General features: G+C 59.2%; 19 protein-coding genes. 14 read left to right on the top strand and 5 right to left on the bottom strand.

The genetic code is table 11. The features are described from left to right. Positions 1 to 1,490 precede the first annotated feature (1,490 nt). The 4 genes from M1D74_RS17700 to M1D74_RS17685 all read left to right on the top strand — a co-directional run bounded on the left by M1D74_RS17700 (position 1,491) and on the right by M1D74_RS17685 (position 6,183). On the top strand, positions 1,491 to 3,083 hold the full coding sequence (locus tag M1D74_RS17700) for a hypothetical protein (RefSeq protein WP_458117277.1): 1,593 nt from the start codon (positions 1,491 to 1,493) through the stop codon (positions 3,081 to 3,083). 300 nt (positions 3,084 to 3,383) lie between these two features. Next, positions 3,384 to 3,785, top strand: a complete 402-nt coding sequence (locus M1D74_RS17695) for a hypothetical protein (RefSeq protein WP_458117276.1) — start codon at positions 3,384 to 3,386, stop codon at positions 3,783 to 3,785. Positions 3,786 to 4,088: 303 nt separating this feature from the next. Further along, positions 4,089 to 5,336 (top strand): tyrosine/phenylalanine carboxypeptidase domain-containing protein, encoded by a 1,248-nt coding sequence (locus tag M1D74_RS17690; protein ID WP_458117275.1) that lies wholly within the window; start codon positions 4,089 to 4,091, stop codon positions 5,334 to 5,336. Between the two features lie 181 nt (positions 5,337 to 5,517). Next, entirely contained in the window at positions 5,518 to 6,183 is a 666-nt protein-coding gene (locus M1D74_RS17685; protein ID WP_458117274.1) for a hypothetical protein, read from the top strand. 187 nt (positions 6,184 to 6,370) lie between these two features. Here M1D74_RS17685 and M1D74_RS17680 read toward each other — a convergent pair whose 3' ends face one another. After that, on the bottom strand, positions 6,371 to 6,574 hold the full coding sequence (locus M1D74_RS17680) for a hypothetical protein (protein ID WP_458117273.1): 204 nt from the start codon (positions 6,572 to 6,574) through the stop codon (positions 6,371 to 6,373). 680 nt (positions 6,575 to 7,254) lie between these two features. On the opposite strand from M1D74_RS17680, the gene M1D74_RS17675 reads away from it, so the two are divergent. Beyond that, positions 7,255 to 8,283: a LacI family DNA-binding transcriptional regulator gene (locus M1D74_RS17675; RefSeq protein WP_458117272.1), complete on the top strand. Its 1,029-nt coding sequence runs from the start codon at positions 7,255 to 7,257 to the stop codon at positions 8,281 to 8,283. A 156-nt stretch (positions 8,284 to 8,439) separates the two neighbouring features. Beyond that, positions 8,440 to 12,618 carry an OmpL47-type beta-barrel domain-containing protein gene (locus M1D74_RS17670; RefSeq protein ID WP_458117271.1) on the top strand — a complete coding sequence of 1,393 codons (4,179 nt, stop codon included), beginning with the start codon at positions 8,440 to 8,442 and terminating at the stop codon, positions 12,616 to 12,618. Positions 12,619 to 13,351: 733 nt separating this feature from the next. Here the strand turns inward: M1D74_RS17670 and M1D74_RS17665 are convergent. Continuing rightward, positions 13,352 to 13,609 (bottom strand): metal-sensitive transcriptional regulator, encoded by a 258-nt coding sequence (locus M1D74_RS17665; protein WP_458117270.1) that lies wholly within the window; start codon positions 13,607 to 13,609, stop codon positions 13,352 to 13,354. A gap of 122 nt (positions 13,610 to 13,731) precedes the next feature. Here M1D74_RS17665 and M1D74_RS17660 point away from each other — a divergent pair, with 122 nt between their 5' ends. The 5 genes from M1D74_RS17660 (at position 13,732) to M1D74_RS17640 (ending at position 18,710) form a co-directional block, all read left to right on the top strand. After that, on the top strand, positions 13,732 to 14,343 hold the full coding sequence (locus tag M1D74_RS17660; RefSeq protein ID WP_458117269.1) for a rhodanese-like domain-containing protein: 612 nt from the start codon (positions 13,732 to 13,734) through the stop codon (positions 14,341 to 14,343). Beyond that, a complete protein-coding gene (locus tag M1D74_RS17655) occupies positions 14,343 to 15,242 on the top strand; it encodes a sulfite exporter TauE/SafE family protein (protein ID WP_458117268.1) in 900 nt (299 codons plus the stop codon). Before M1D74_RS17660 ends, M1D74_RS17655 begins: the two co-directional genes overlap by 1 nt. Positions 15,243 to 15,547: 305 nt before the next feature. Continuing rightward, complete coding sequence (locus M1D74_RS17650; RefSeq protein WP_458117267.1) at positions 15,548 to 16,960, top strand: MBL fold metallo-hydrolase; 1,413 nt, start codon at positions 15,548 to 15,550, stop codon at positions 16,958 to 16,960. Between the two features lie 347 nt (positions 16,961 to 17,307). Further along, the gene (locus M1D74_RS17645; RefSeq protein ID WP_458117266.1) at positions 17,308 to 17,733 is read left to right on the top strand and encodes a MarR family winged helix-turn-helix transcriptional regulator; all 426 of its coding nucleotides are present in this window, start codon (positions 17,308 to 17,310) and stop codon (positions 17,731 to 17,733) included. Next, entirely contained in the window at positions 17,730 to 18,710 is a 981-nt protein-coding gene (locus tag M1D74_RS17640; RefSeq protein ID WP_458117265.1) for a zinc-binding alcohol dehydrogenase family protein, read from the top strand. The genes M1D74_RS17645 and M1D74_RS17640 overlap by 4 nt, the downstream gene beginning before the upstream one ends. A 490-nt stretch (positions 18,711 to 19,200) precedes the next feature. Here the strand turns inward: M1D74_RS17640 and M1D74_RS17635 are convergent, their stop codons facing one another. The 3 genes from M1D74_RS17635 to M1D74_RS17625 form a co-directional block, all read right to left on the bottom strand. Next, the gene (locus M1D74_RS17635) at positions 19,201 to 20,151 is read right to left on the bottom strand and encodes a glycoside hydrolase family 43 protein (protein WP_458117264.1); all 951 of its coding nucleotides are present in this window, start codon (positions 20,149 to 20,151) and stop codon (positions 19,201 to 19,203) included. A gap of 385 nt (positions 20,152 to 20,536) precedes the next feature. Then, entirely contained in the window at positions 20,537 to 20,815 is a 279-nt protein-coding gene (locus M1D74_RS17630) for a hypothetical protein (protein ID WP_458117263.1), read from the bottom strand. 35 nt (positions 20,816 to 20,850) lie between these two features. Then, positions 20,851 to 21,063, bottom strand: a complete 213-nt coding sequence (locus tag M1D74_RS17625) for a helix-turn-helix transcriptional regulator (protein ID WP_458117262.1) — start codon at positions 21,061 to 21,063, stop codon at positions 20,851 to 20,853. A gap of 443 nt (positions 21,064 to 21,506) precedes the next feature. Here M1D74_RS17625 and M1D74_RS17620 point away from each other — a divergent pair, with 443 nt between their 5' ends. Genes M1D74_RS17620 through M1D74_RS17610 form a run of 3 tightly spaced genes read left to right on the top strand, consistent with a single transcriptional unit; the run spans position 21,507 to position 24,234 of the window. Then, on the top strand, positions 21,507 to 21,926 hold the full coding sequence (locus M1D74_RS17620; RefSeq protein ID WP_458117261.1) for a plasmid mobilization relaxosome protein MobC: 420 nt from the start codon (positions 21,507 to 21,509) through the stop codon (positions 21,924 to 21,926). Then, positions 21,923 to 23,464, top strand: a complete 1,542-nt coding sequence (locus M1D74_RS17615) for a relaxase/mobilization nuclease domain-containing protein (protein WP_458117260.1) — start codon at positions 21,923 to 21,925, stop codon at positions 23,462 to 23,464. The genes M1D74_RS17620 and M1D74_RS17615 overlap by 4 nt, the downstream gene beginning before the upstream one ends. 2 nt (positions 23,465 to 23,466) lie before the next feature. After that, positions 23,467 to 24,234 (top strand): hypothetical protein, encoded by a 768-nt coding sequence (locus M1D74_RS17610; RefSeq protein ID WP_458117259.1) that lies wholly within the window; start codon positions 23,467 to 23,469, stop codon positions 24,232 to 24,234. The last annotated feature ends 190 nt before the right edge of the window (positions 24,235 to 24,424 follow it).

Here is a 24,424-nt window from a genome sequence, read left to right as displayed (position 1 = left end):
GCCCGTATGTTCGCCCTGCATCGGTGCGGGGGGATAGCCCCTCCCTTGGGAATTTCGGCGATCGGATATGACATTCTGGTGCCAAGTTCGGTCCGCCTGCTCCACGTCGACGGCCACCAACCAGAAAGCACCTGCATAGGTGCCGATCCCGTTCCTCGGCCACTGAGATTGGAACAGCGGAACTCTTGCATCCTCGAGTTGGGCTGCGCACTTCTGGGCGTATCTATGCAACCGCCGTTCCCACTCGGATGACGGAGCTGGGGCTGGCGGGTCAGTCCACAAGGCGAACAGCTGAGAAAGGTCAGTTGCAGGCCTGCCCGCGGGCTTACCTGGCACTGTCGCCGCCTGCTGTATGGCGTCTTCGTTAGTGGGTCCGGCGAAAAATCTGCTAAGCCACGACATGGTTCTCCCGGCTGTCTGGCGCCACGTTGCGCTCCCTTATTAGAACCCTGCCACAGGCAGGGCATGTTGAGTATGCCTAGAAAACAACCTCAGGGTTCTCATACTGCTGCCCAGTGCGGCGCTTTGAATAGAGTGTGAGCTGCTGCACGCGAAGGTTAGTTGTCGCGGGCACAATGGGGGCAGGTCACGGTAACTCGGTTCCAGCTCTGTTTGCTCCAGAAGGCTTTGCCGCAGCCGGAACACTTGTGGACTTCTGTGTAGTCGCCCGTGCGTGAAGCTGATCCTGTTTCTGCCATGATGTCCTCTGAGCTTGTTACTTTCACCCCTCGTGTTGCTCCTTTCTACCACTGCGGTTAGAACAGTCGGAGTAGCGGGGGCGGGGGGGGGGGGGGGGGTGGTGTTGTCTCGTTCTGGTGTGTTGCAACCCTTCGGTTGCGAGATAAAAGTATGCAGACCCCACCTCTGCGGGGTATTTCTTCGCGCAGGTGATACGGGAACTGGATCTAGTGAAAGAGCACTTGCGGAGAAAGCAATCCCAATATTGAAACTTGTCCCATCACAACTGAAGTCCGAGCAATGCTGAGACCATAGGCAGCGGAGCGCTGCTGGCGGAATCACCGATAAGAGGGACGAAAATGGGCAGTATTCCGGTTGCGGGTAAGGGTTCGGAAACCCACATTCGATGGGAGAACGGTCGCAAGATAGTGACCACGGATGGAGGGGGCCGTGTAGACGTGTATCAGGGCGGGAACGGAAAGCCTGATGGCCCTGGACATGATCACCTGTGGGCGACCTTTGACAAGAACGGCAATCAGACTAATTCCGGCGGGCGAGTGAAATAAGGCGGCAGGCGGAGTGAGAGGGTGCCGCCCTTGTAACACTCCGCCTAGCAGCCCCTTCGGGAGCAGCCTCGGCGCATACTTTCCTCAATGTCTACCCCAGGGGGAGTGATGCGGAAGAGATATTCGGTGAACAGGTCGGAAGCAGAGAGCGGACGTAGGCAGCTGCCTGCTGATTCGCCCTGGAGACAAAGAATCCGAGAACAAGCGGGCACGTCGGTAGAACAACTGCGATCCGTTGCCGCAGTGATGCCAGACAAAGACTCGAGCATCGTTCACAAACTGCGTAAATGGACAGCAGCAGACTCAACCTGCAGTTCCCCCTCCATTAGTTCTCTTCTCGAAGTCGCGCAGATCATCGATTATCCATTGGTGGAGCAGCTCGTCGATCTCGGATATGTAGCTCCTGACGATCTCGACCTGATCGATTCACCGCTACTAACCCCAGGTTGGCTCCTTATGCAACGTCTTGAGCGCGCCCTCAGTGAAACCCGTCGAACAGCTTCAGGCGTGGCCGAGCTCATAAGCGCTCTCCGAGCCCACACCATTCGAACGAGCACTTCTACTGTGGAGGATCTCGCTCGTTGGAGGGCGAGAGTCTTCGATATCCCCGTAGGAACCAAAAAATATCGACACATCGGGTATCACGCCGTCGAATTTGAAGTCTGGCTAGGCCCCACTCCCGAGGCATCTTGGGATCGACGTTTGGCCGAACGGGAGAGGCGCGGCAACGCCACAGTATGCCGACTGATTCCCTCCGCTTCCGCGCGAGAAAAACTCCTCAAAAGGCATCTCGGGAACCGGGAGCCCAGCACAGAGGTGATGGCCGGCGCGTATGAACGAGTAGAGCTTGAACATCGGATGGAGATCCCACGAGCTGAAGGACACTTCAACGTCTATGGGCTAGACGGGAAACTGGCAGCACCACTAGTAGGTGACTCGCGTCCGGGACCTCGGCACATTTACGTGGAATCAGCGTCGGTAAAAACTGATCTTCGCGAATCGCGGCCTCAAAGTCCGGACATTGATCTGTTCGAGTACGTCAACGGATCCGGGCAGAAGGCTTGGGCTAAGAAGATTCTCTTCATCGCACCACCCGCGGCCTCCCCTGTCCCTACGGCACATCTGATCGGTAGGGCGCTTGGATGGAACGTAATCTCCCTGCGCCAAAGCGCGGGAAGCGTGACTGGCAGCTTGGTGCGCATACGCGACCAAGAATCTGCGAGGCAGTCCATCGAGCGGGCCAGCAGGGCATTCAGAACCGCTTCTGGAACGGAAAGTCCAACCCTATTCGTCGGCACCTACTTGCAATCCCTGGCCAATAGCGAGGAGGGCAAACGATTACTGCTTGACGAGTCCCTTCTGCCGGTACTGCTCATACCAACGTGGTCAACACTGCAGTACTGGGTAGCGCGCCAGCGGGTTGGTCAGGGACTTATCAATCCCAAAGCAGCCGAAGACACTGAGAAAGTTCTCAATCAAATTGAGGAAACCGTACGACAACGTGAGTTCGGGAACGGCGAGGTATTCCAGTTTTCCCGCGACATGGAATGGTGGCCGACCCGCGGCCGGAACGCGCCGGAAAAATTCGCTGATAGCGCCGACTTTTTCGAACATCCAGTCATCGGTGACATCCGATTGAAAGCCGCGTACCAGCTGGCCTACTTGTTCACCAATGGCCGGCTTCCGGTGCGGCCGGCCAACACATACTTCTTGAACGGCCCCGTTGCCCAGTTTCATGACTCGCTCAAGCTCGACGGCGATCGCCCGTTGCGGCGTAAGCCGCGTGGAAACCAATCACAAAATCGCACTTCAAACCTGGACGGGATGTCGGCGACATAGGTTGATCTTGTCCAAGTACCAAGGAGGCGAGATGAAGGAATGGGAACGGCGGACACGGCTCAAAATTGAGGAATCCGCGGAAGTTCGGCGATTCGTGGAGGCACAGGCGCGAAAGTCCGAAGCGGAGGCATCACTTCGTAGGTCACAGGCACACCTGATGACGCTGGAAGCTTCGATTAAGCAACTAGATCGGAGATCTGCCGCTAGGGACAGCTTCCTTATGGAAGTTAGCCGACGCAAGGTCGAGCGGGCGCAGAGCGACAGTAATCACATCCGGGCAGTACTGGGAAAGGAACTGGAATGAGTGAAATTACGCCGCGCAGGAATGACAGCCCAGCGAAGTTGCTGGGTGGCGCGAATACCGGAGTGGTTCCCTTCGGTCGTAACTGGCGAATCGCACGTGAGTTTTCAGATCAAGAGCTCGAACATGTGAAACGCAGTAGGCACATTGAGCACGTGACTGATGAGGAGCTACGTAAGCAGCAGGGTGAGGCAGCCTTGGGAGCCGCATCAATCCAGAATGCAACCAAGCTTGCCGAGATTGCTCAGGATGGAGTAGCGAGGGTGATCAACCGTCGTGATGAGTTGATTGCCCAGGCTCAGTATGAGAAATCGGCGGAGGACATTCTTCACTTTACGGATTCTCTCGCCTCCGAGCTTGGTCGAGTTGCTGCAGCTGCCATCCAAAAACAGAAGCGATAACCCAGGTAGGGCGGTGGGCATCGCAGCCTACCGCCCTACCTAAGGAGAGAAGATGGATCACGCCTACTTCCAAGCTGTGGGAGCGAAGGACCTAGCATTAGTGCAATCTCTTACTGATTTGAGGTCCGTGATAGACGGCGCGACGCAGCGACTGGACACATGGGAGCGCGAGCAATGGATGACTCAACAGAGACTTGAGCGTCTTCAGTCCTCTTCACCAGAGGTGGATCGTCTGGCCGATTCCGTTAGCGATCAAATCCTTCGCGCCGCTGATGCAATGACTCAGAGAGGGCTATCAAACTCATGAAGCGCAATAATCCAGTAAGCCAGCTCGGTAAACGCCGCACTTGTGAGAGTCAAACCTCGGCCGACACCGCGCTTTCCACGTCGACCGCTCAGGCATTCTTTGATGGGCTGCAATCGGAGTGGACTCTGGCTGAAGGTAAGCGCATTGAGTCAAGCGTGCAGAAAGCGCTTAGCTTCTTCTCACCTATCACTTGGACCCGTCCGCTCAACATCGCCGACGTCAAAAAGGATCTGGCGACGGCACGACCCTACAAAGGCTCCTTAGAGTACGACGATGTACCGGCTGATGAAGGTGCGAGAGCGATCCGCAACTTGTACCCGATGGTAGAAAAGTCAGAACACCCCGCACAACAAGCGGTTATGGCCCAGCTACGAGCTGCGGAGGCGGGCTGCAATGCGTTCGGTCAACTCCACCAGTTAAGAACGAACGAGCCAGTAACTCGGTGGAGCCTCGAACACTATGGTCAGCCGTCGGGGGACACCCTGAATGTTGCTCGTTCCATCCTTGCTGATCATGACGAACCAACGTCTGCTTCGGAGGTGAAGCTGAGCACCCATCAGGTGGTCTCCGCCTTCGAGCAACAGTTGTCGACTCTTACAAACGGTTGGACTGTTGCAATCGGCTCGATACAGGCCGCCGTGATGGTCCGTCAGTCCACTCGCCAAGTCTTGGTGAGGGAGGACCTCAGCATCAACCAGGATGAAGTACGGCGACTCCTAGTGCACGAGATAGGCGGGCATGTTGTTCGCGCACTGAATGCTCACCGGCAGGAAGGGACCCTCAGCCACCTCAAGCTAGGAAACGATAGCACCGCAACAGAGGAAGGACTGGCGATCTGGTGGGAACACCAACTGGGCGTACAGAAACCAGACGTGATGCGGCGATATGCGGCCCGGGCAATCGCCGTGCATCTCGGTCTTCAGGTTGGGGCAACAGAACTAGTTGAAGCCCTAGCACCTCATGTCGGACGTGAAGAGGCAGTCAACATCGCTTTGAGGGTCAAGCGCGGGATGACCAATATCGAGATGCCGGGTGCCTTCACCAAGGATCACTGTTATCTAACCGGCTACCTGCAGGTAGCAGCGGTCTTGACCGGCACTTCTGCACAGGAAAAGATCCGAGCCGCAATGGCAACGAAGTGGGGTCTGTCTATGCTGCCGGTGGCGGAAAAGCTCATCTGTATGGGTGTGTTGGCACCGGGAGCTACACCGGTGGAGGTTTGTCATGGCCTGGCGAGCACGTAAATACGAGCAGGCAGCAAAAAGAAGCGAGTCAGCCATCTTGGCCGCGACTGCCATCGGAACACGCTGTATGGAACTGATGGCACAAGCCGAAACAGATGCGGTGCGTCAAGCACTTCAACGAATCGCTTGGAAAGCTATCCAAGATGTTGCAACAGGAGATGCATCAGAGGAGAGGTGATAAGTGAGCGAGAACATTGCAGCCCGTGCCATCGCGGACATGCAGATTGCTGCAGACCGGAAGCTTGCGTGGCGGATCCGTCGGCTAAAAATTGCTTGTACGGTCCTATCACTGGCGTGTGTCGCACTGTCCGTGACGATCCTACAGCCGCTACTTCCTAGCATCACGGCCGAAGCTCCGGTGTCACCGGCGCCGTCGCCGTCATACACTCCTCCGGCAGGCAACGCTCTGCAAGCCGCTTTGACAGTGAAGCGCATTCCATTGGACTCCACCGAGAATGTCATCATGTATGCCCGGGTTCAGGTTGATCACATGCAGGACGTCGAGTCGACTGTACTTCATTGGTACTTCCTCTATGAGGACGATCCAGGCGAAAGTAGAAGTGTCTCTCTCGATTCGAGGACTTATTTTGCCAGCGAGGGGGACCCCTCCGGAAGGTTGTGGAGCAAAGAAGGCGGTCCTTACCCGATCATGAGCTTGTCCAACTTTTGTGTAGCGACTGCTATTGAAGATTCTTGCGCAAATCTGATCAACGCTCCTTATCCCAACCCGGCTATGGTTGCCGTCGCTGTTGCAGATGAAAAAAACATCTACATCATTGGATCAGCAGTCATCCCCGAGCCGGCGGAATCATGTGAGTCGGTTCTCGGGGCTATCTGCAACCCATAGCTAAGCCATAGACCCGAAGCCGCCGGAGGATCTAGGCAAGACCTGACTATCGACTACTTGGTGCATAGGCGGTCGTTTCACCCTCGGAGCGTGAAGGTTACCTAAACCGCCTTTCTCTGGCACCCTTCGGCCCAACCCAGAACGGACAGGCTCGTTGTCTTAGTTCCCAACTTCACCTTGTTGGACGTCAGCTCTGCGGGCCTTCCGTAGGGCCGCTGTCTGGTGCTTCGGAACTGGTGCCTGCTGCTTTGCGATTGGTTGCGCGGCGGCGGCCGGCGGCCGCGTTCTCGAGTCCGAGCTTCTTCAGTTCGTCGGTGCTCCAGCCGTCTCTGGTAGCGCGGACGTAGTCGCGCTTGTCCTCACGCTCAGTTTCCGCAAGCTGCTCCTTCAAGTCGGCTACGCGCTGTCTAGCCTTGACCAGGGCGGTGATGGATTCGATGCGTGAGTCGAGGTCGGCGACTTGCCGGTCGGTGTCCTGGGCGCGAGTTGAGACCCGCGCGTACCCAATGAGCTTGCCTAACCTGCTCCTCTACCTCATGTGTTCAATTGTCTCGCAACCTACTTCGCAGTCAGGATTTGCAACCCGACTTAGGAGACAGGGCAGCAAGACATGGACAGAGCAGTAGCAGCGGGGGAGTGGTGGTGTCTCTTCCTAGTGTGTTGTAACCCTAGAGTTGCAATACAAGAACCACCTTGTTGATGTCACACCTTAATCGGGCTTTATTGTGGGCGGATCCCATGGAGGTCCCAGGGGGCCGCCGTCCTACGGGAATGATCCCTGATCATATGTGCGCCCTAGGAAACGAACTTGGACCTGAACTGACAATGGACTGGGTGCTAATCGGGGAGGCGTGAAGAGTCCAACTGCAGTATCGGACATTTGCTTGTTCTACTCAGAGCGTTCCTGGGTGGACGTCCGCATGCGCGAGTCGAGGATTACGGAGCGTTAGAGAGAGCCTTCCCTCTCAAGCGGGGCGGTGTGTGGCGCGCGAAGAGGAGCTTGAAGTGTTGCTGAAATCACACTTACCGCATATTGTTCTACTTAACCGGTTCAGCGCGAAGGGTTCAAGCATGACCACACAGAATATTCCTCGTCCAACTATCGGGAATGTGGCCCAGCTTGCCGGGGTTTCCCGCGCCGCCGTCTCTTATGTCCTTAATGGGAGGCCAGGCATCTCCTCTGAGACGAGGCAACGCGTCGAGGCTGCAATCAAGGAGTTAGATTTTACGCCGAACGCGGGAGCGCGGGCCCTCGCTACGGCCCGTACTGGTGTGATCGGATTGCTCGTCGAGTTTGAGGCCGATGAATTCACTCCGGCGATGATGAGTTATGTACTCGCAGTGACCGAAGCGGCCAGACGGGCGGGGCTGCGAACCTTGCTCATCACTGAGCATGACGCTCCTTCTGCTATCGACAAGATTTCCCGCTCTCGAATGGTGGATGGGTATGTGCTCCTGGATGTACTGAGCGAAGATCCGCGGGTGGCCGCGCTGAAGGGAGCCCGTCAGCCAGGTGTTCTAGTTGGTGTTCCGCGCTATAGCGACGGCCTTGACGTAATCGATCTTGATTTCGAGGCCGCTGCTAGGCTGGCTGTGGATTCGTTAGCAGATGCCGGCCACGCGGAGGTCATCCTCGTAACGCCTCCATCGCACGTGTTCGAACGGGGAGCCGGATACTCCTGGCGCTTTCGGGATACGGCTATTGCGCACGCCGATTACCGAGGAATAAAGCTCGTCACTCATTCGGGCGCTGCGGCGCAGCCGGAAGCGGCTCACAGGTTGAACTCCGCGCTGGACCGCTTCCCGGACGCGACTGCTCTGCTGATTCACAGTGATGCATGCGCTGCGGCGGTGCACACCGTCATCAATCAGAGAGCTACGCGCATTCCCGATGACTTGTCTGTCCTCAGTCTCCACTCAGAGTCATTCGAGCGAATGTTTTCGCCCGGGGTCTCCTACATCGATACGGTTCCTGAGACCATCGGGCAACTCGCTGTTGACCGACTTGTTGCGCGGGTCGCCGATGAGAATTCTCTTAGCCCGATCATCCATCTGCATGCCCCACTACTCGTAGACCGCGGGTCTATAGGGCGAGCCTAGTGAGAACAGAGCCACTCTTGGGAATATTTTTTGCCCTTGAACTTAACCGGTTAAGACGGTTGGAAGGAGAACAGTACCTATAACCTGCACCGCCTCCGGGCCTTCGGCCTTTCTTCCTGAAGTAGAACAGATCAACGATGATCAAGGAGACAAATTATGATCTCAACCGCTCGCCCCTGGCGCGCGAGGGTCGCCTGCCTTGCAGCCGTTTCCGCCCTCGGTGCCTCGTTCGTCGGTATAGCGACGCCAGCAACCGCCGCTGTACCGCCGGATGAAAAGCTCATTCTGCACTACGATTTCGAAAGCATCGCCGGTGGAGTTGTGAAGGACTCGTCGGCGAACGGGCTTCATGGCACGCTCGTCCGCCCCCAGGCAGCTGGTATAGCGAAGGGCCCCGACGGGTCCTCGGCACTGGATCTTCCCGGCGGCGCCGCAAATTCGACCACAGCCGCCTACGTGGATATTCCCAACGGGGTCTTCAAAGGCCAGGATGCCATCACCTCGTCTGTCTGGACTCGCTGGGACGGCGGGGCCGACTTCCAGTGGATTTACAATCTGGGACGCGACAACACGGCTGCCCAGTTCATTTCCCCTTCCTTCGGCGGCTCTGAGCTGCGCTCGAATATAAAGCCGGTTAACGGAAACAAGGAAGTCGGCGTCGGTAACGGTCAGAAGCTTCCGACCGGACAGTGGGTCAACCTGGTTACGGTGATGGACGGGTCGTCGATCATCTTCTACGCCAATGGAATAGAAGTCGGCAGAGAAAAGGCTGAAATCGACCTGGACGCGACCTTTTACCGCACCAACAACCCGCGCTCGGGGTACTTGGGACGAGCCTTCTGGAGCCACCCGTACTACGACGGTCAAATCGACGAGTTTCGGATCTACTCCGGCGCGCTGACCCCTCAAGAGGTCTCCGATCTCTACACCCAGGAGTACGACGGCGAAACACCCATGCCGACATCTCTTCTGCAGAAGACCATCGCCCTCACCACCGTCCCGGGAACCGCTCCAAGCATGCCTGCAGGTGTCCGCGCCGAATTCAGTGATGGCATCATCCGCAACGCCGCAGTCACCTGGGAGACGATCGATCCGGCGAAGTACGCAAAGCGAGGCTCCTTCCAGGTCAAGGGGACGGTGCCCGGTGCCACTGATTCCGTAATAGCGACGGTGACAGTCCGTGGGGAGGGCGATCTCACCGTAAACCTCGGCAAGGACACGGGAGAGTTCATGGGCGGCGCTTCCGGCAGCCTGTATGGCCTGTACGGGGAGGACGTTCCCAACTCCAACCTGGTGGACGGGATCAACCTGCGCACGGTTGCAACAAAGGCACAGGACGGCCCTCAGCATCCTGGAGCCGATGCGCTGGAGATCCTTCCGCAGCTAGCGGAAGCTTCCGACGGAGACGTCTACATCTATATGACGGACATCAACCGAGGATTCCCCTACCAATGGCCGGGTGACACCTGCGAAGCGAAAATTAGTACCTACCTCGAGAAAATCCGTTCACAGGCTGAGCAGGTCAAGTCGATGCCGGCGGAACTTCAGGACAACGTCGTCTTCGCACCGTTCAACGAGCCCGAAGGCAACATGTTCGGTACCGAAGAGTGGTCGTGTAATAAGGTGTCGTGGCTCAACAACCCCGACGTGTTCTTCGACGCTTGGAACCGGGCACATGCCATCATCAAGGATGTTTTGCCTGAAGCACGCATCGGTGGCCCCAATACCAGCATCCTGTACAACCAGGTAGAAGGCTTCCTCAAGCACACGGTCGCATCCAAGACCGTTCCCGATGTCACGATGTGGCATGAGCTGTCCGATCCAGCGAGTATTCGCAAGAACGTGGCCAAGTACCGCGGCATGGAAGATCGAGTTTTCGCAGGCACGGAGTATGAGGGCACCAACCTGCCGATCAACATCAGCGAATACGCCCATAACTACCACACCTCCGTACCGGGGCAAATGGTCCAGTGGATCTCATCGATCGAGGACAGCAAAGTCGATGCTGATCTCGCATATTGGAACATCGACGGTAATCTGAACGACTCCGCCGTTGAAGCCAACCGAGGCAACGGCCAATGGTGGCTGCTTAACGCTTACACACAGATGAGCGGCAACACGGTCGAGGTAGTCCCGCCAAACCCGAACGTCAGTTACACCCTCCAAGGCCTGGCAACGCTGGACGAGAAGAAGCAGCAGTCTCGTGTACTCTTCGGCGGCAAGTCCGGCGGTGCCTTCATCCAGGTGAATGATGTGCCCGAGTCGTTCGGCAGATCGGTTCACGCGGTGGTCAAGGAAATCCCATGGACCGGACAGCTTGGCGACTCCGCTGAGCCTCGCGAGGTCGGTGAGCTGGAACTGACGGTGTCGGAGAACGGCTCCGTCGGCATGGCCTTCGGCGAGGGAGATCTGCCAGCGCTGAAGGATTCCTCGGCCTACTACGTGGTCCTGTCACCGGGTGGCAACGTTGACACGACGATGGCTTCCAAGACGCTCTGGAATGGAACCTTCGAAGCTGAGGATGCCGCGTTCACCGGCGAGCCTCGGTTCCTCAACGGCCCCGAGGGCAGCCCTAGTAACCTGTGGGGATTCTTCACCTCGAATAGCCGCGATGTTGGAGGCCTCCGCACCGGCAGCAGTCTCGAACTCGACTTCAAGGTCACCGTGCCTGAGGCGGGAACCTACGATCTGAGTATCTTCGGCAGCTCCTGGAACCGCTTCGAAGCAGTTCAGGAGCAAGGACCCACAAACGTCTTCCTGCGCGTGAACGACGCTGCTGAACAAGAGCTTTTCATGCCGCTGGGTTACAAGTGGGTTGTGTGGGACCACGAGGACACGAAGGTGGAACTCAAGGCCGGTGAGAACACCATCAGCCTCGCTGCGAAGGGATTGGAAGGTGGTGCTACCAAGGGTGACGTAATCATCGACAAGATCGATTTGTCACTGCCTAACCCGGAGGTTCCCTTCGGTTCCTACGAAGCTGAGTTCGCGGAACTTTCAGGTACCACGCCTGACTACTCCCTCGGCGGCGTATCCGGTGCCGGCGGCGTTCCTGTTGTAACCGGTTCCAAGTCGACGTTCTGGGTTTACTCGGATGCCCCTGGTGAGAAGACATTGCGCCTGGACGCCATAGGCAAGGGCCAGGCCAAACTCCTGGTCAATGACGCCGAAGTTGCCGGCGTGAGCGGAGCCACCGAGCTTCCGGTCTTCCTGCGCGGTGGTGTGAACAAGGTTGAGCTTATGGGCGCTACCGACGGGATAACGGCCGACCGGCTCGTAGTCCTCGACACGAAGGGGGCGCTTGAAACCCGTTGGGTTGAGGCGGAAGACGGTAAGATCAACGGCTCCGCGGAGGTGCGTGACCTCTCCCTGGCGAGCGGCAGCAAGGCGATCGCACAGATCGGTGGGGAACCGGGCAACACCAACACCCTCGAGGTGCAGGTGGAAGCCGAGAGGGCCGGAACACAAATGATTACCGTGCGCTACTCCAACCCGGAGCAGTCGCCGTCCACGCACTACAACCCGGATCCTCTGGCCCGCTTCGCCAACGTCTCCGTTAACGGTGCGAAGGCGACTCGTGTGGGCTTCCCGCACAGTTTCCATGAGAACAACTTCTGGGAATTGGAATTCCCAGTTGAATTGAAGGAAGGCACAAACACCCTTGTGTTCCAGTCGGAGGAGAAGCCTAACTTCGATGGCAAAACCTACGCTTCAGATACGAACCAGGACCTCCTGCTTCGCTCCCGGTTCGCCCCGGTCATTGACAAGATCGGTGTGACGCCCCTGGTGGCAGCATCAGAACCTGCTGACACTGTGGCACCGACTGTGGCGCTCACCCTGGACAAAGAGGCAAATGAGGCCGGTTGGCATACGGAATCCCCGCTAGTAACGATCGAAGCGACCGACGAGGTCGACACCGATCCCAAGCTGGAGTACTCCGTCAACGAAAGCGACTGGCAGGCCTATGGCGAGCCTCTCCGTATCACCGAGCAGGGCGAGGTTGAAGTGGCAGCCAGGGCGACTGACGCGGCCGGAAATGTATCTGAGGTAGTTACTGCGACATTCAAGATCGACACAGCAGCGCCCAAGGTCTCCCACGAGATCAACCCGACCTCCCAGCATGTGACTCTGTCCGCCGAGGACGGCGTCTCGGGTCTGGCCTTGCTGGAGTACCGTCTAGTCTGGCCGGCAGGAGCCAATGGACAGAACACCGACTGGGCACCCTACGACGGCGTCATCAAGCCGCGCGGAAAGGATGCCAGGGTGGAAATCCGGGCGACTGACAAGGCCGGCAACATCGATAAGTCCATCATCGAGATCAGCCGGGGTCGATAGCTCCCGCACCGACTGAGTAGGCTCCGGGCCGGTACAGACCGACCCGGAGCCTGCTCACATTGTCGTGGGCAACGGGCTCATCCGAGCAGGGGCTTTCGCGAGACAAGTTTAGATAGTGGTGATGCGTCACCAGCCTTGGCTGATTTGCCACTTGGAGGTCACGCGAGGCGTTCGCTTACTCTCCCCGGCGTTGCAGTCATCTTCAAGTTGATCGCTTAGGTCGGGTCTTTTGCAGTCGTGCACAGACTCCTGGGTTGTGATCGTGGTCATGGAAGGAGTCGCTCGGCCACTCGTCTCATTGTGTTTGACCGTGGTCCTCATCGCTGAGATTAGGTGAGCGAAGCGCTCGGCTGTCGCCAAAGGCATTTGGTGAGGATGTTCTTGCCGCAAATTGGTCGTACTTCACCGGGTGTGCCACTCGAGCACTTCGTCGCCAACACGGGCTTCGAAAGGAGGGGCGGATATACGCCGTGATCACATGGGTTGTCAGCGGCTTCCACGGTTCGAAAGTCTTGCGGTAGTCCAGATCCCGGGTGATTGCGCTGCCTCAAAAGATCATCGCATGGCTGGCATACCCGATCAGCCTCCCCATCCGGTTCCCTACATCCATTCTCTGCGAAGTGTTTCGCAAACTTGTGCTCAGCCACTATCGTGCTCAGGTGCTTCGGAGAGGGTTGGTTGTCTGAGCGAGGACGTCAAGGTTCTCCTCTGACTAGCTCCAGCTTGATTTTGGTCAGGCGAGGGAGAGGAATAACTTTTCGAGGTCCTTTTTGTCCAATGATGCGTCTTTCTGGACGATGCACTGCTCCAGACCTGTGGCGATAATGGCAAACCCGGCCCGGTCGAGCGCTTTAGATACGGCGGCGAGCTGAATAACGACGTCCTTGCAGTCCCTGCCTTCTTCGAGCATGCGGGTGACAGCGGCCAACTGGCCTTGGGCGCGTTTAAGGCGGTTGATCACGGGCGTCAGTTCTGAGGGGTTAAGTTCCACGGCGTGCCTCCAAGGGTCGTCAGCTTTACTCCATGTTATACCCCCGGGGGTGTCTTGACTACCCCCGGGGGTATTGCAATACTCGGTGGGGTATCCGCCCGATGAACTTTGAAAGGCCAATTATGACTTCCCCTTCTACGGCAGCTGCCGTTGCTCCGGAGGCTCTGCGCTCCTGGATTGATCAGCACGAGGACCTCGTGCTCATTGATGTGCGCTCTGCCGCTGAGTTCGAGTCCTTGCATATCCGCGGCTCCTACAACGTGCCCTTGCCGCTGCTGTCCGAGTACACCGAGGAGCTCGCGGCCCGGCTGGGTTCTCTCGTGGTCCTGGTCTGCCAGTCGGGGGCTCGGGCCGAGCAGGCACGCCAGCGCCTCGGCAAGTTCGGGATCAAATCCGTCTATGTCCTGACCGGCGGTGTGTCCGGCTTTGCGGCCGCCAGCGGAGAGGTCGTGAAGGGTAAGGACCGTTGGGACCTGGAACGCCAAGTCCGCCTCGCAGCAGGATCGCTGGTGATCCTGGGTTTGGCAGGTGGGAAGTTTGTCTCCCCGAAAATCCGGATGCTCGCCGGCTTCATCGGGACCGGCCTGACCTTCTCGGCCGCCACCAATACCTGCATCATGGGCCGGGCCATTTCGGCGATGCCGTGGAACAAGGCCGCAACGGAACCCACCCGTGAAAGCGCCATCCTGACCCTGCCCACCGCCAACAACACCAGTACGGATGCCGCGGCCTAATGACCGCGGTCCTGATGATAGTCCTTGCCCTCTCGGTGGTCATCGGGCTCTCGCTTGGGGTCCTGGGCGGCGGTGGATCAATCTTGACCGTGCCGATCCTGGTCTATGTGGCAGGGTTCGAGGCCAAGGAAGCCATCGCGGCCTCGCTGTTTGTTGTCGGCGTCACCTCCGCGGTAAGCGTCTTCAGCCACGCCCGGGGTGGAAGAGTGATGTGGCGGACGGGGCTCATCTTCGGCGCCGCAGGGATGGTCGGCGCGTTCGTTGGTGGCCTGCTGGGTGGACACATCCCGGGTCAGATTCTGCTGATAGCTTTCGCTGCGATGATGGTGGCCACCTCCATGGCCATGCTTCGCGGCTGGAAGAAGAAGGCCGGCGACGGCGATGCGGCGCCGGTCAAGCGTGAACTGCCCCTTCGCAAGGTCCTGCTGGATGGAGCAGTCGTAGGGCTCATCACCGGATTGGTGGGGGCGGGTGGTGGATTCCTGGTGGTTCCGGCGTTGGTGCTCCTTGGCGGCCTGCCGATGCCGGTCGCCGTGGGCACTTCCCTGGTGGTGATCGCGATGAAGTCCTTCGCGGGGCTCAGCGGATACCTGACCACCGTCCAGCTCGACTGGTTCGTCGCCTCAGGCGTGACTGCCGCGGCCATCGTCGGCACCCTTGCCGGCTCCAAACTGGCAGGGCGCATCCCGGAAGTGATGCTGCGCAAGACCTTCGGCTGGTTCGTCCTGGCCATGGGAACCTTCGTCCTCATCCAGCAGGTCCCGGCAGACCTGCGGTGGTTTACTGCAGCAGGCGTCGCGGGCTTCACTGCAGCCACGGCTGGAATTTGCTGGTTCTTCGTCAGTTCCTGCCCCCTGCGTAACCGCAGTGGCCGTCGCAGCATGCCCTCACCCGTTTAGCCTGCAGTACACCGTCAAGGAGAACACCACGACATCAGCTCCTTGAAGGAAGCGTTCAGCCAGCCCTACACCACAGTTCAATCGCCAAGGCAAAAGGCCCTGTTGTCCTCAGGTGCCGGCACCGCCACGGTCACCCGTCACCTATGTACTACTACCGACAGAGCGCCGCCAGCCCGCAGCACGCCGACCCTTGGCCGCTGGCTTGAACGTCAAGCGCACCAGGCGGCAGTCCCTGAGGCTGAACGACCAGGCACATCCACCTGCCGAATACCTCCCCTCCACCCCTTATCCGAAGGAGAACACAGATGCTCATCGAGCGTATCTACGATGAAGACCTCGCTCAGGCCAGCTACCTGATCGGCTGCCAGGCCAACGGCACCGCCGCGGTCGTGGACGGCCGCCGCGACATCGCGGTGTACCTGGAACTGGCTGAAAAGCACGGCATGAAGATCGTCGCGGTGACCGAGACCCACATCCATGCCGACTACCTCTCCGGCACCCGTGAGCTCGCAGCAACTACCGGGGCGAAGATCTTCGTCTCGGGCGAGGGCGGTCCGGACTGGCAGTACGAATTCGACGGCGAACGCCTCTACGACGGTGACAAAATCACGATCGGCAACATCAACATCCAGGCCGTCCATACCCCCGGCCACACCCCCGAGCACCTGTCCTTCCTGGTAACCGATGGTGCATTTTCGGATAAGCCCGGCTACCTGCTGTCCGGTGACTTCGTCTTCTCCGGGGACCTAGGTCGGCCGGACTTGCTGGATGAGGCTGCCGGTGGCGTAGACACCCGCTTCGAAGGTGCCAAACAACTGTTCGCCAGCCTGCGGGATAAGTTCCTGACCCTGCCGGACTACGTCCAGGTCTACCCGGCGCACGGCGCCGGCAGTGCCTGCGGCAAGGCTCTCGGAGCCATCCCCTCCTCAACCGTCGGTTACGAGCGGCTTTACTCCTGGTGGGGTCCCTACCTCGCCGCCAACGACGAGGCTGGCTTCATCGGCGAACTGCTTGATGGCCAGCCCGATGCCCACGCCTACTTCGGGAGGATGAAGCGGGAAAACCGTGAAGGCCCAGCCGTCATAGGCGAACGTACCCCGCCGCCCGAGCTCGCCACCAGCGTTGTTGCCGCAGGCCTCGCCCAGGACGCCCTGACCTTCATCGACACCCGCCCCCACACCAGTGTTCACGAAGCCACGGTGGTGCGGTCCTTGAACGTGCCAGCCGGCAAATCCGTGGCCAGCTACGCTGCCTGGGTTATAAACCCGGAAACCGACAAAAACCCGTTGGTACTGCTGGCACAGGACCAGGACCAGGCCATGAACTTGTGGGACCACCTCGTCCGTGTCGGCATCGATAACGTTGCCGGCTACGTCACCAACGTCGAAGGGCTCCCCAGCTTCACGCCGAAGCTTATCCAGCCCGAGGAACTAGAGGGCTTCGACGCCGCCATGGTCCTTGATGTGCGCAATCGAACAGAGCACACCGCCGGGCACATTCCGGGCTCCCATCAGCTCAGTGGCGGCCGCCTCATGTGGAGCCTCGACGAGGTCCCCACTGACGGCACCATAGTGACCTACTGCCAGTCCGGGGTCCGGAACTCCGTGGCCGCCAGCGCGCTGCGCCGCGCCGGATACAACGTCATCGAACTCGACGGCAGCTACGTCGCCTGGGACGCGTTCCAGCAGGCCCGGCACAACGCCGGCACGTACGCCTAAGACCTTTACCAACGCTCACATTGTCCGGGCAGGACCCCTCCTGCCCGGGCACCTTCTCTCACCCGCAATCACCGCGGGGCGGCGTGCTGGGCCATCGGTCAGAACTGCCACCATCAGAAGGCAGACCAGGACACAGAGTGGATAGTCCTGACGCGCTCGGCGCAACTCTGCTCGTTCGTCAACTTCTTGCATACGACAAGCCCCTCGCATCGAAAGATTCCTGACATTTATATTCCCTGGAATGCACATGGTAGGGTGGGCTTCGATGGTAGATGCTTCCAAGCTCAGGCAGGTGCCCATCGAGTTCCGGGATCATACGCTGCCTGATAGATGTGAAGGTTTTGATTATGGACTTTTTCGACGCTGTTGTCCGATACGAGACGGACCTATGGAACGTAGTTGATAACCGGCTGAGGGATTCTGGTGCTCCCTCGCTTGCGGTGTTGTCTGCGCTGAGGGTGATTGAACGCTACTCACCGTCCAGCCGCGTCGAGGAGCTGCGACAGGAGCTTCGCATCACCGTCGGTGCAGCGAGCAAGCTAGCAGATCGGCTCGAACGGGAGGGGCTCGTTCGAAGGCAGCCAAATCCTTCCGATCGCAGGTCCTCGCTCATCGTACTGAGCCCCGCGGGCGGTCAAGCTCTAGCTCTTGGCATCCAGGCGCTGCAGGAGGTTCTTGATGAACATCTTGCGGGCGAGAATGTGAGCGCCCTGATTTCGGCCATCCAGCGTCTCAGTGCGCGCCTCACCTCCTCGGCTGTAGGGGCACCATGAGCGAGATGATGCAAGCTGTCGTCGTGGAGGCCCCGGGGGGTCCGGAAGTATTGCGCCTGCGTGAGCTGCCTCGGCCCAGAGCTGTGCCGGGACAGGTGTTGATCCGGGTTAGAGCCTTCGGACTCAACCGATCTGAGTTGCACTTCCGCCAAGGTTTGGCCCATAGCGGTAGCTTTCCCCGTGTTCCAGGAATTGAAGCGGTGGGTTTGGTTGAGGAGTCGCCCCGCGGTGAATTTTCTCGCGGGCAGCAGGTGGTCACGCTAATGGGCGGCATGGGTCGGGACTTCGACGGCGGGTATGCGCAATTCGTCGTTGTTCCGGCATCTCAGGTCATCGGGTTCGACAGCGATCTGCCTTGGGAGATCATCGGTGCCATACCAGAGATGATTCAGACGGCTTACGGCTCCCTAACTGTTGGGATCCGAGCCCGAGACGGGGATAGTTTGCTGATACGGGGTGGCACTTCTTCGATAGGTCTAGCTATCGCGGTGCTCGCCAAGCGCCGCGGAATGACGGTCCTTTCCACTACTCGTTCAGAGTCGCGTCGGTCGCTTTTGGAGAGCGTTGGCGTTGACCATGTACTCGTTGATGACGGGGAACTCGCTCCTCGTGTACGGGAGTTGATCGCCGGCGGTGTCCACGCAGCAGTGGAGCTCGTCGGAGTGAACGTCATGCGCGACACGCTGCGCTCGGTTCGCCCGGGGGGCGTGGTGTGCTTCACCGGCATGTTGTCCAATCAGTGGACGATCGACCGGTTCTATCCGATGGACTGGCTGCCAAACGGTGTGCGGCTTACCGCCTACTCCGGTGGGGCGGCGGACCTGCCCCCAAATGTTCTGCAGGAATTTCTTGATGCTGTCGCCGCTGGTGAAGCCCGGGTCCCGGTGGGCGCTACCTACAGAATGAACGAGATAGTGCGGGCACATCGCGACCTTGAGGCGAACGCTGTAGGTGGTAAGGCCGTGGTGCTTCCATAATGGTCGCAGAGTCGGGATCTGACCGTCCCCGCAACGCGTACTGCTGGTAGGAGACCGAGTCAATGAAAGGAATCAGCGCAGCGGGATGATGCTGCGATGGCGCGACGCTTCGGGCAGTGCGGGAAGATGTAACCGCCCATGATCCCCACGCACGGTCGTATCGCCGAGCTCATCATTCTCCGTGACGCCACTGACATCCCAAGGGGTAGGCGCTGGGAATCTTTGTGATGGGTGAAACGGAACGCAGCTTCCCGCAACGATGCCTGATGAGGAGTGCAGAGCTGTTTCTCGATGGTGCTGGTTGCCCATATTGGAGCGTCACGAAGTTGACCGTCCCTCCAGCTCACAGAACGTAGCTCCTAATCCGCCCGAACAGGCGCAATGAATCTGTCGGTCTGGAAAGAGATTGGAGTGGACTTCTGGTCCGGGCGCAACTCAAGCGAGAAGGGCGCCTTGCACATTGGTCATTGCTGCGCTGCTGAACTTGTGCTCAAACGAGGTTGAAGAGTGCTTGGCGCTCGTCTTCGGTAATAGGGAGCAAGGATCCATGCCGCGCGCCCGGTGGAAGCACTGCGTCGGTGACAGGCGTCCACTCACCTCGCGCAGGATCATCCGACTTGAATGCGACGTAACCGCGCCCACCGAACTCATCAATGAGGAGGTAGCTTGCGTCACCCGATAGGTCGTTGACAGCAATTGGCCCTTCGCCCATATCAAGGTAGGAGGAGCCAATCCCTTTGGCTATCGTGCGGAAGCTCCCGTGTAACAATCCGTCGTCGCTGACCTCTTGATAGATGTGCTTTCCATGCACTGGTTCGATGGACCGCGAGCGTTCGTCTTTGATGAACCGGTATGTCCGATCGTTATGCTCTAAGAAGGTGGTGTCAATCACGGAGTGCCCGAGGTCCAGATAGACCTCTGACTCGGAGAAGGTACGGAAATCACGGGTAAAGCTGACCATGGTGCGCAAGTGCTCTGGCCAGCTGCGTTCGTTATCTCGATTCGAAAATAGAGTCGACGACCAGAAAACCGCGTACTCCTTACGTTCGGGTAGAAGGAATGCCTCGGGTGCCCATACGCACCCCACCTCGGGCGGCGCCACTTCCATCAGCCGCGGTTCTTGCCACGATACAAGGTCGGGGGAGTCCCAAACTAGGATGCTACGACTTCCGCGGCGCTCGGCACGTTCCCAGTCAGGGGTGTGATGAATATTCAGATCGGTTGCGATGAGGTGGAAACCGCCCTGCAGTTCGTTGCGAATGAGGAAGGGATCGCGGACTCCTCGGCTGCCGACGGTTGAACACAGGATTGGCTGCCCTCCTGCAAGCGGCGTGAAGGAAAGGGGAATCTTGGCGCTGCTCACCGCGAAGTAGATCTGTTCACCATCGGCCGTGGATTCGCCCGTGAAATAGGCAAAAAGGTAGGCAGTGCAATTAGTCAAGGTCGTTTCCCTAGGGCAATTGGCATGAACAACAACTCCAGTTGGTTGGGTCCGATGTGCAGGAACATACATGCGAGAAAGCTCGCACACTCGAGGGCGTGGGCGCACTTCCGGGCGGACAGTGCTTACCCTGGATGAGCTTCATTACTTCTGCTTTGGCAGCCCTGTCTGATTGCCCAGGGCCCTTTTCGATTGTAACGATGCTCGGGGGCGAAACAACGATGCCGGATCCCAGACTTGTCGTAGCAGCAGTTTCGGATCCCGAATCATGCGTTCGGCTAGTAAGGGCCGGGTACGGGAGGTCACTGAGAGCCAACCATAGCGAGCGGCAAGTAGTGCTTATGGTCGGTGTAGGCGGGCCGTTGTATAAGACGGCTTCTGGTGTTCATGCGTTTGGCGCATCGGCTGCAGAACCAGGCGGGTTCCGGCGCCGACGCCCAGCAGTTGCGTTCTCGAGTCCAAGCGTCTTTAGTTCTTCGGGCGACCATCCGTCTTTGGTGGCGCGCACGTAGGCGCGTTTATCATCGCGCTCCGCGACAGCGAGTTGCTCTTTGAGGTCGGTGACGCGTTGCCTTGCTTTGACCAGGTCGGTGATGGATTCAATGCGTGAGTCGAGGAGCGCGCGTGCTTGTTGTTGTGTGTGTTCGAGGCTGATGTTTCCCATGCTCTAACCCTATCTCTGAAGGTTTTGGTGGCTGGCTATGCCGGACATAGGTGTGCTTCTTCGGTTGGGGAAGAGTGGTGTAGGTACGCGTTGCCTAGATCGTTGAACCACTCGTCGACGTCGGCCATGTCGTAGCGGATCGCGTTGCGTCCGAAGTTGTAGAACGGGGGACCCACCTCTCGCCGCCTCCAGGATGCCAGCTCCGCAATACTGACCCCGTGCTTCTCAGCCACCTCACGTGGTGTCACTAACCCATACATTGCTTGTCCCGCTTTCATCCTTGGTCACCGTTCCTTTCGGCCACGCCGTCATCACTTGGCCGCGAAGTGAATTGGCAAGTTGGAGTCGGGGGACCGTGGAATACCGGAGGGAGCGAAGCGAGCGAGGATATGCCGCGAAAGCCGCCGGTGGAGACTTGCCAAGAGAAGGGCGGACAGTAGGTTCACCAGCCGAAACGGAACGGCGCAGCCGTGCATTTCACATGGCGCGGAGCGCCTCCTCAGAATCTTGAAGATCCGCCAGACATTCATCCGTGAAGGGACGAGCAGACGGTCCGACCGGCGGAGCAAGCTATGCGTTTATGTGCCATAAACATCGTTTCGCGCTGGCGCCTGCGGCTGGGCGATGGCACACTGAGGTGTGGCGCCTCCGGGGAGGGGCGCTGCGCTAGGCCGGAAGGATGGGGACGGGCATGGCTGAGAATGACGAGACCGGCGAACGTGACGTCGCTGGCAAGCCAGCCCGTCGTGTGTGGTCGTCACGGCGCAAGCGCATTGAGGGAAAGACCCAGTACGTGCGTGTTTCCATGTCGGAGATGGAGCGTGCCAGGCTGTTGAAACTGGAGGCGCAAACCGGGTTGTCCCCGTCAGCGATTCTGGTGGACGCTGCCCTTGGTACTGGTGACCCTGCTTCCCTGCAGCTGCGCAAGCAGGAGCTCGCGACCTTGCTTGAGATCCGGTACCTGGTTGCCACTGCGGCGAACAACATCAATCAGGTTGCACGGCATCAGAACACGACGGGGGAGATGGCTTCGAATGGCCGGGCCGCGGTGCAGGAAGCCCGCGAGGTGATGGCGAAGATCGTTGATGTGCTTGAGGAACTGAAGCCGTGATCCCGAACATCACCAAGGGTGACCGCCCCGTCGGGCTGATGAAGTATCTGGTTGGCCCCGGCAAGCTCAATGAGCACACCGATCCACACTTGGTCAACGGCAGTCCGACGATCATGGCGTGGTTCGATGATGTGCAGCTGGATGAGAGCTCGGCCGTCATGGTCGCCAAGGAACTGGACCTAAACCGGCGGACGTTCGACATGGAGATCCCGAACCATGTGTGGCATTGCTCGTTGTCGCTGCGTGCCGATGAACGTCCGGTGACCGAGCAGCAGTGGGCTGACATCGCCCAGAAATTCATGGATGAAATGGGCTTCACCGAGACAAGTGGCAAGGCGCCGGCGCAGTGGGTCGCCGTGCACCATGGCAAGAGCATCGCCGGGAATGACCACATCCATATCGTGGCCTCCCGTGTCCGATCGGATGGCACGAAGTGGCACGACGGAGCCGACTGGCCGAAGGCCCAGCGAGCAGCCCGTGGCATCGAGAAGAAGTACGGGTTATTGGAGCTGGGGCAGTACGCCGAGCGTGGGTTCAAGCCTGCAGAGCAGACAGCCGGCCGCGGGCAGGAGCCGGCACGCTTCCGGATGGAGCGCGTGGTTCGTTCGAGTGCCGTCGCTTCACAGCATGAGGCGGAGTTCGTCCGTCGCCTGCGCCGTAGTGGTTTGCTGGTCAGCGCCCGTTTCGCTGACGGCGGGCGAAGTGTTGTCACCGGTTACGCGGTCGCCGAGCGGCCCCCGAAGGGAATGCGTCCGATCTGGTTCGGTGGAGGCAAACTCGCCAAGGACCTCACCCTCCCTGCCCTGCGGACAGGTTGGCCGGATATGCCGCAGCAGGCACAGGAAGCCGCCGAGGAATGGTGGGCTGCCAAGCGTCACCACAGGATCGCGAACCCGGACGCCCCGGACATGAAACAAGGCTCTCCAGCGACCTCAGCTGCAGGAAGAGCGTTCGATGAGGACCTGGCACGGAAGTTCGCCTTGCAGTTGGCGGAGGCACGTCGAGCGATGACGAAAGTCGCCCCGGACGATCACCAAACCTGGGCGCATGTGGCACGCGAGACCTCCGGTCTGCTCGGCGCATGGTCCAGGGCAACCGAACCAACTCCCGGGCCTTTGGCGCAAGCAGCGCGGGCGATGGCCCGCTCCGCTCACCGAAGTGGCATGAAGATCACCGAGCCGGTTGACCCGCCCCTGCGTATGGCCGGCACCACCGCCTTCCTCCTGGCCGCCACCACGGCACCTTCTCCGGTGGCCCAGGCTCTGATCATGCAGCAGATACTTCGCACATTCGGCGCCATCCGCGCTATGCACGAAGCCGGCAGGGAACTTCGCGAAGCAACCGTCTTGACCCAAACGATCCGGAACCAGCTGGCCGCCGTCGCAGCACCCCTGCCGGACGTTCCCGAACCGAAGTTGCAGCCGGCACATGATGGACCCAATCGACAGGTGAAAGACCTGACCGAGGTGGATGGATACGCGGCACGGCAACGCCAGCAAGAACAACAAACCGCACACGAACAAGGAATGGGGAGATAATCGTGGATCACGCACCAGATGGAGCCAACGACCTGCTACGCGCTCAAGCACAAGCCGCACTAGCTGTAGCGGGGAGGCTCGGGGAGATGCTCGCCCGCCAGCGGGCCGAACGGCAGCAGGAACTCCAACGTGCAGCAGAGGCCGAGCGCCGCCAGCTCCAGGAACGCTTCGAAGCCGAACGCGCAGTGATGCGAACCCAGCTCGCCGCTGTACACCAAATACAGTTTTGGGAATCCGCGCAGCCCTTGGATATCGCCACCCACTACGCCCTCGCGCAGCAGTGGGAACCCTTCGATGACATGGCACGACTGTCACTTGAGCACATGCATGATGAAGTTAAGGATCGATACCACCTCACTCCTGAGGACTTCCTCGATAGGTACGCAGTATCACCGGACATCGAAGGGGATCAGACCCAGGGGAGAAGATTTGAGAAGCAGGAAACCCAGCAGAAGTTCACTCAAGCCGAAGGGGTATCAGCAGCCATCGCTCGGGGAGACCTGCAGAGCGACTTCGACACACGGGATGCTGCAGAGGAAGCCGAGGGCCGGTGGGACTCCGATGACCGCCGCTCACAACTTGCAGAGCGTCTCATGGGCACCTTCGGGCACACGGAGGAAGGAAAGGATGCCGTCACCGCCGTCCTCGCCGCAGACCGAGACCAAGCCACCCACCCGCGGGAAAGCGTTATGAATGGGCACAAGCTCGTACAGGGGAAAAGGCGAGCCATCCAAAGCGCGGCTAGAGGACGTGAAGTCGGGCTGGGGTAGAAAGACGAGCCTCTGGGCATGTTTGGAAAATTCCGTCCGAGTGCAGGCGCGGGGTGTGCGCGGACGCAAAGCGGCAACAACGGGGCGGTACCGTCGTCTTCAGTTGATTACCCTACGCGGATCTTAGTTCTCAGCGCCTGATCCGCGGACGGATCATGCGGTTCTGCTCGTCGACCCAAAGGTCTGGTGA

The sequence above is a fragment of the Arthrobacter sp. D2-10 genome (genome assembly GCF_054161285.1).
Note: the sequence above shows the minus strand (reverse complement) of the source record. Positions and strands in the feature narration are given on the sequence as shown.

Bases quoted from the DNA above. Each gene is read 5' to 3' on its own strand.
- M1D74_RS17640 (WP_458117265.1), top strand. From the start codon at position 17,730: ATGAGCGAGATGATGCAAGCTGTCGTCGTGGAGGCCCCGGGGGGTCCG.
- M1D74_RS17690 (WP_458117275.1), top strand. From the start codon at position 4,089: ATGAAGCGCAATAATCCAGTAAGCCAGCTCGGTAAACGCCGCACTTGT.
- M1D74_RS17660 (WP_458117269.1), top strand. From the start codon at position 13,732: ATGACTTCCCCTTCTACGGCAGCTGCCGTTGCTCCGGAGGCTCTGCGC.
- M1D74_RS17695 (WP_458117276.1), top strand. From the start codon at position 3,384: ATGAGTGAAATTACGCCGCGCAGGAATGACAGCCCAGCGAAGTTGCTG.
- M1D74_RS17645 (WP_458117266.1), top strand. From the start codon at position 17,308: ATGGACTTTTTCGACGCTGTTGTCCGATACGAGACGGACCTATGGAAC.
- M1D74_RS17675 (WP_458117272.1), top strand. From the start codon at position 7,255: ATGACCACACAGAATATTCCTCGTCCAACTATCGGGAATGTGGCCCAG.
- M1D74_RS17630 (WP_458117263.1), bottom strand. From the start codon at position 20,815: ATGGGAAACATCAGCCTCGAACACACACAACAACAAGCACGCGCGCTC.
- M1D74_RS17620 (WP_458117261.1), top strand. From the start codon at position 21,507: ATGGCTGAGAATGACGAGACCGGCGAACGTGACGTCGCTGGCAAGCCA.
- M1D74_RS17655 (WP_458117268.1), top strand. From the start codon at position 14,343: ATGACCGCGGTCCTGATGATAGTCCTTGCCCTCTCGGTGGTCATCGGG.
- M1D74_RS17700 (WP_458117277.1), top strand. From the start codon at position 1,491: ATGCCAGACAAAGACTCGAGCATCGTTCACAAACTGCGTAAATGGACA.
- M1D74_RS17670 (WP_458117271.1), top strand. From the start codon at position 8,440: ATGATCTCAACCGCTCGCCCCTGGCGCGCGAGGGTCGCCTGCCTTGCA.
- M1D74_RS17650 (WP_458117267.1), top strand. From the start codon at position 15,548: ATGCTCATCGAGCGTATCTACGATGAAGACCTCGCTCAGGCCAGCTAC.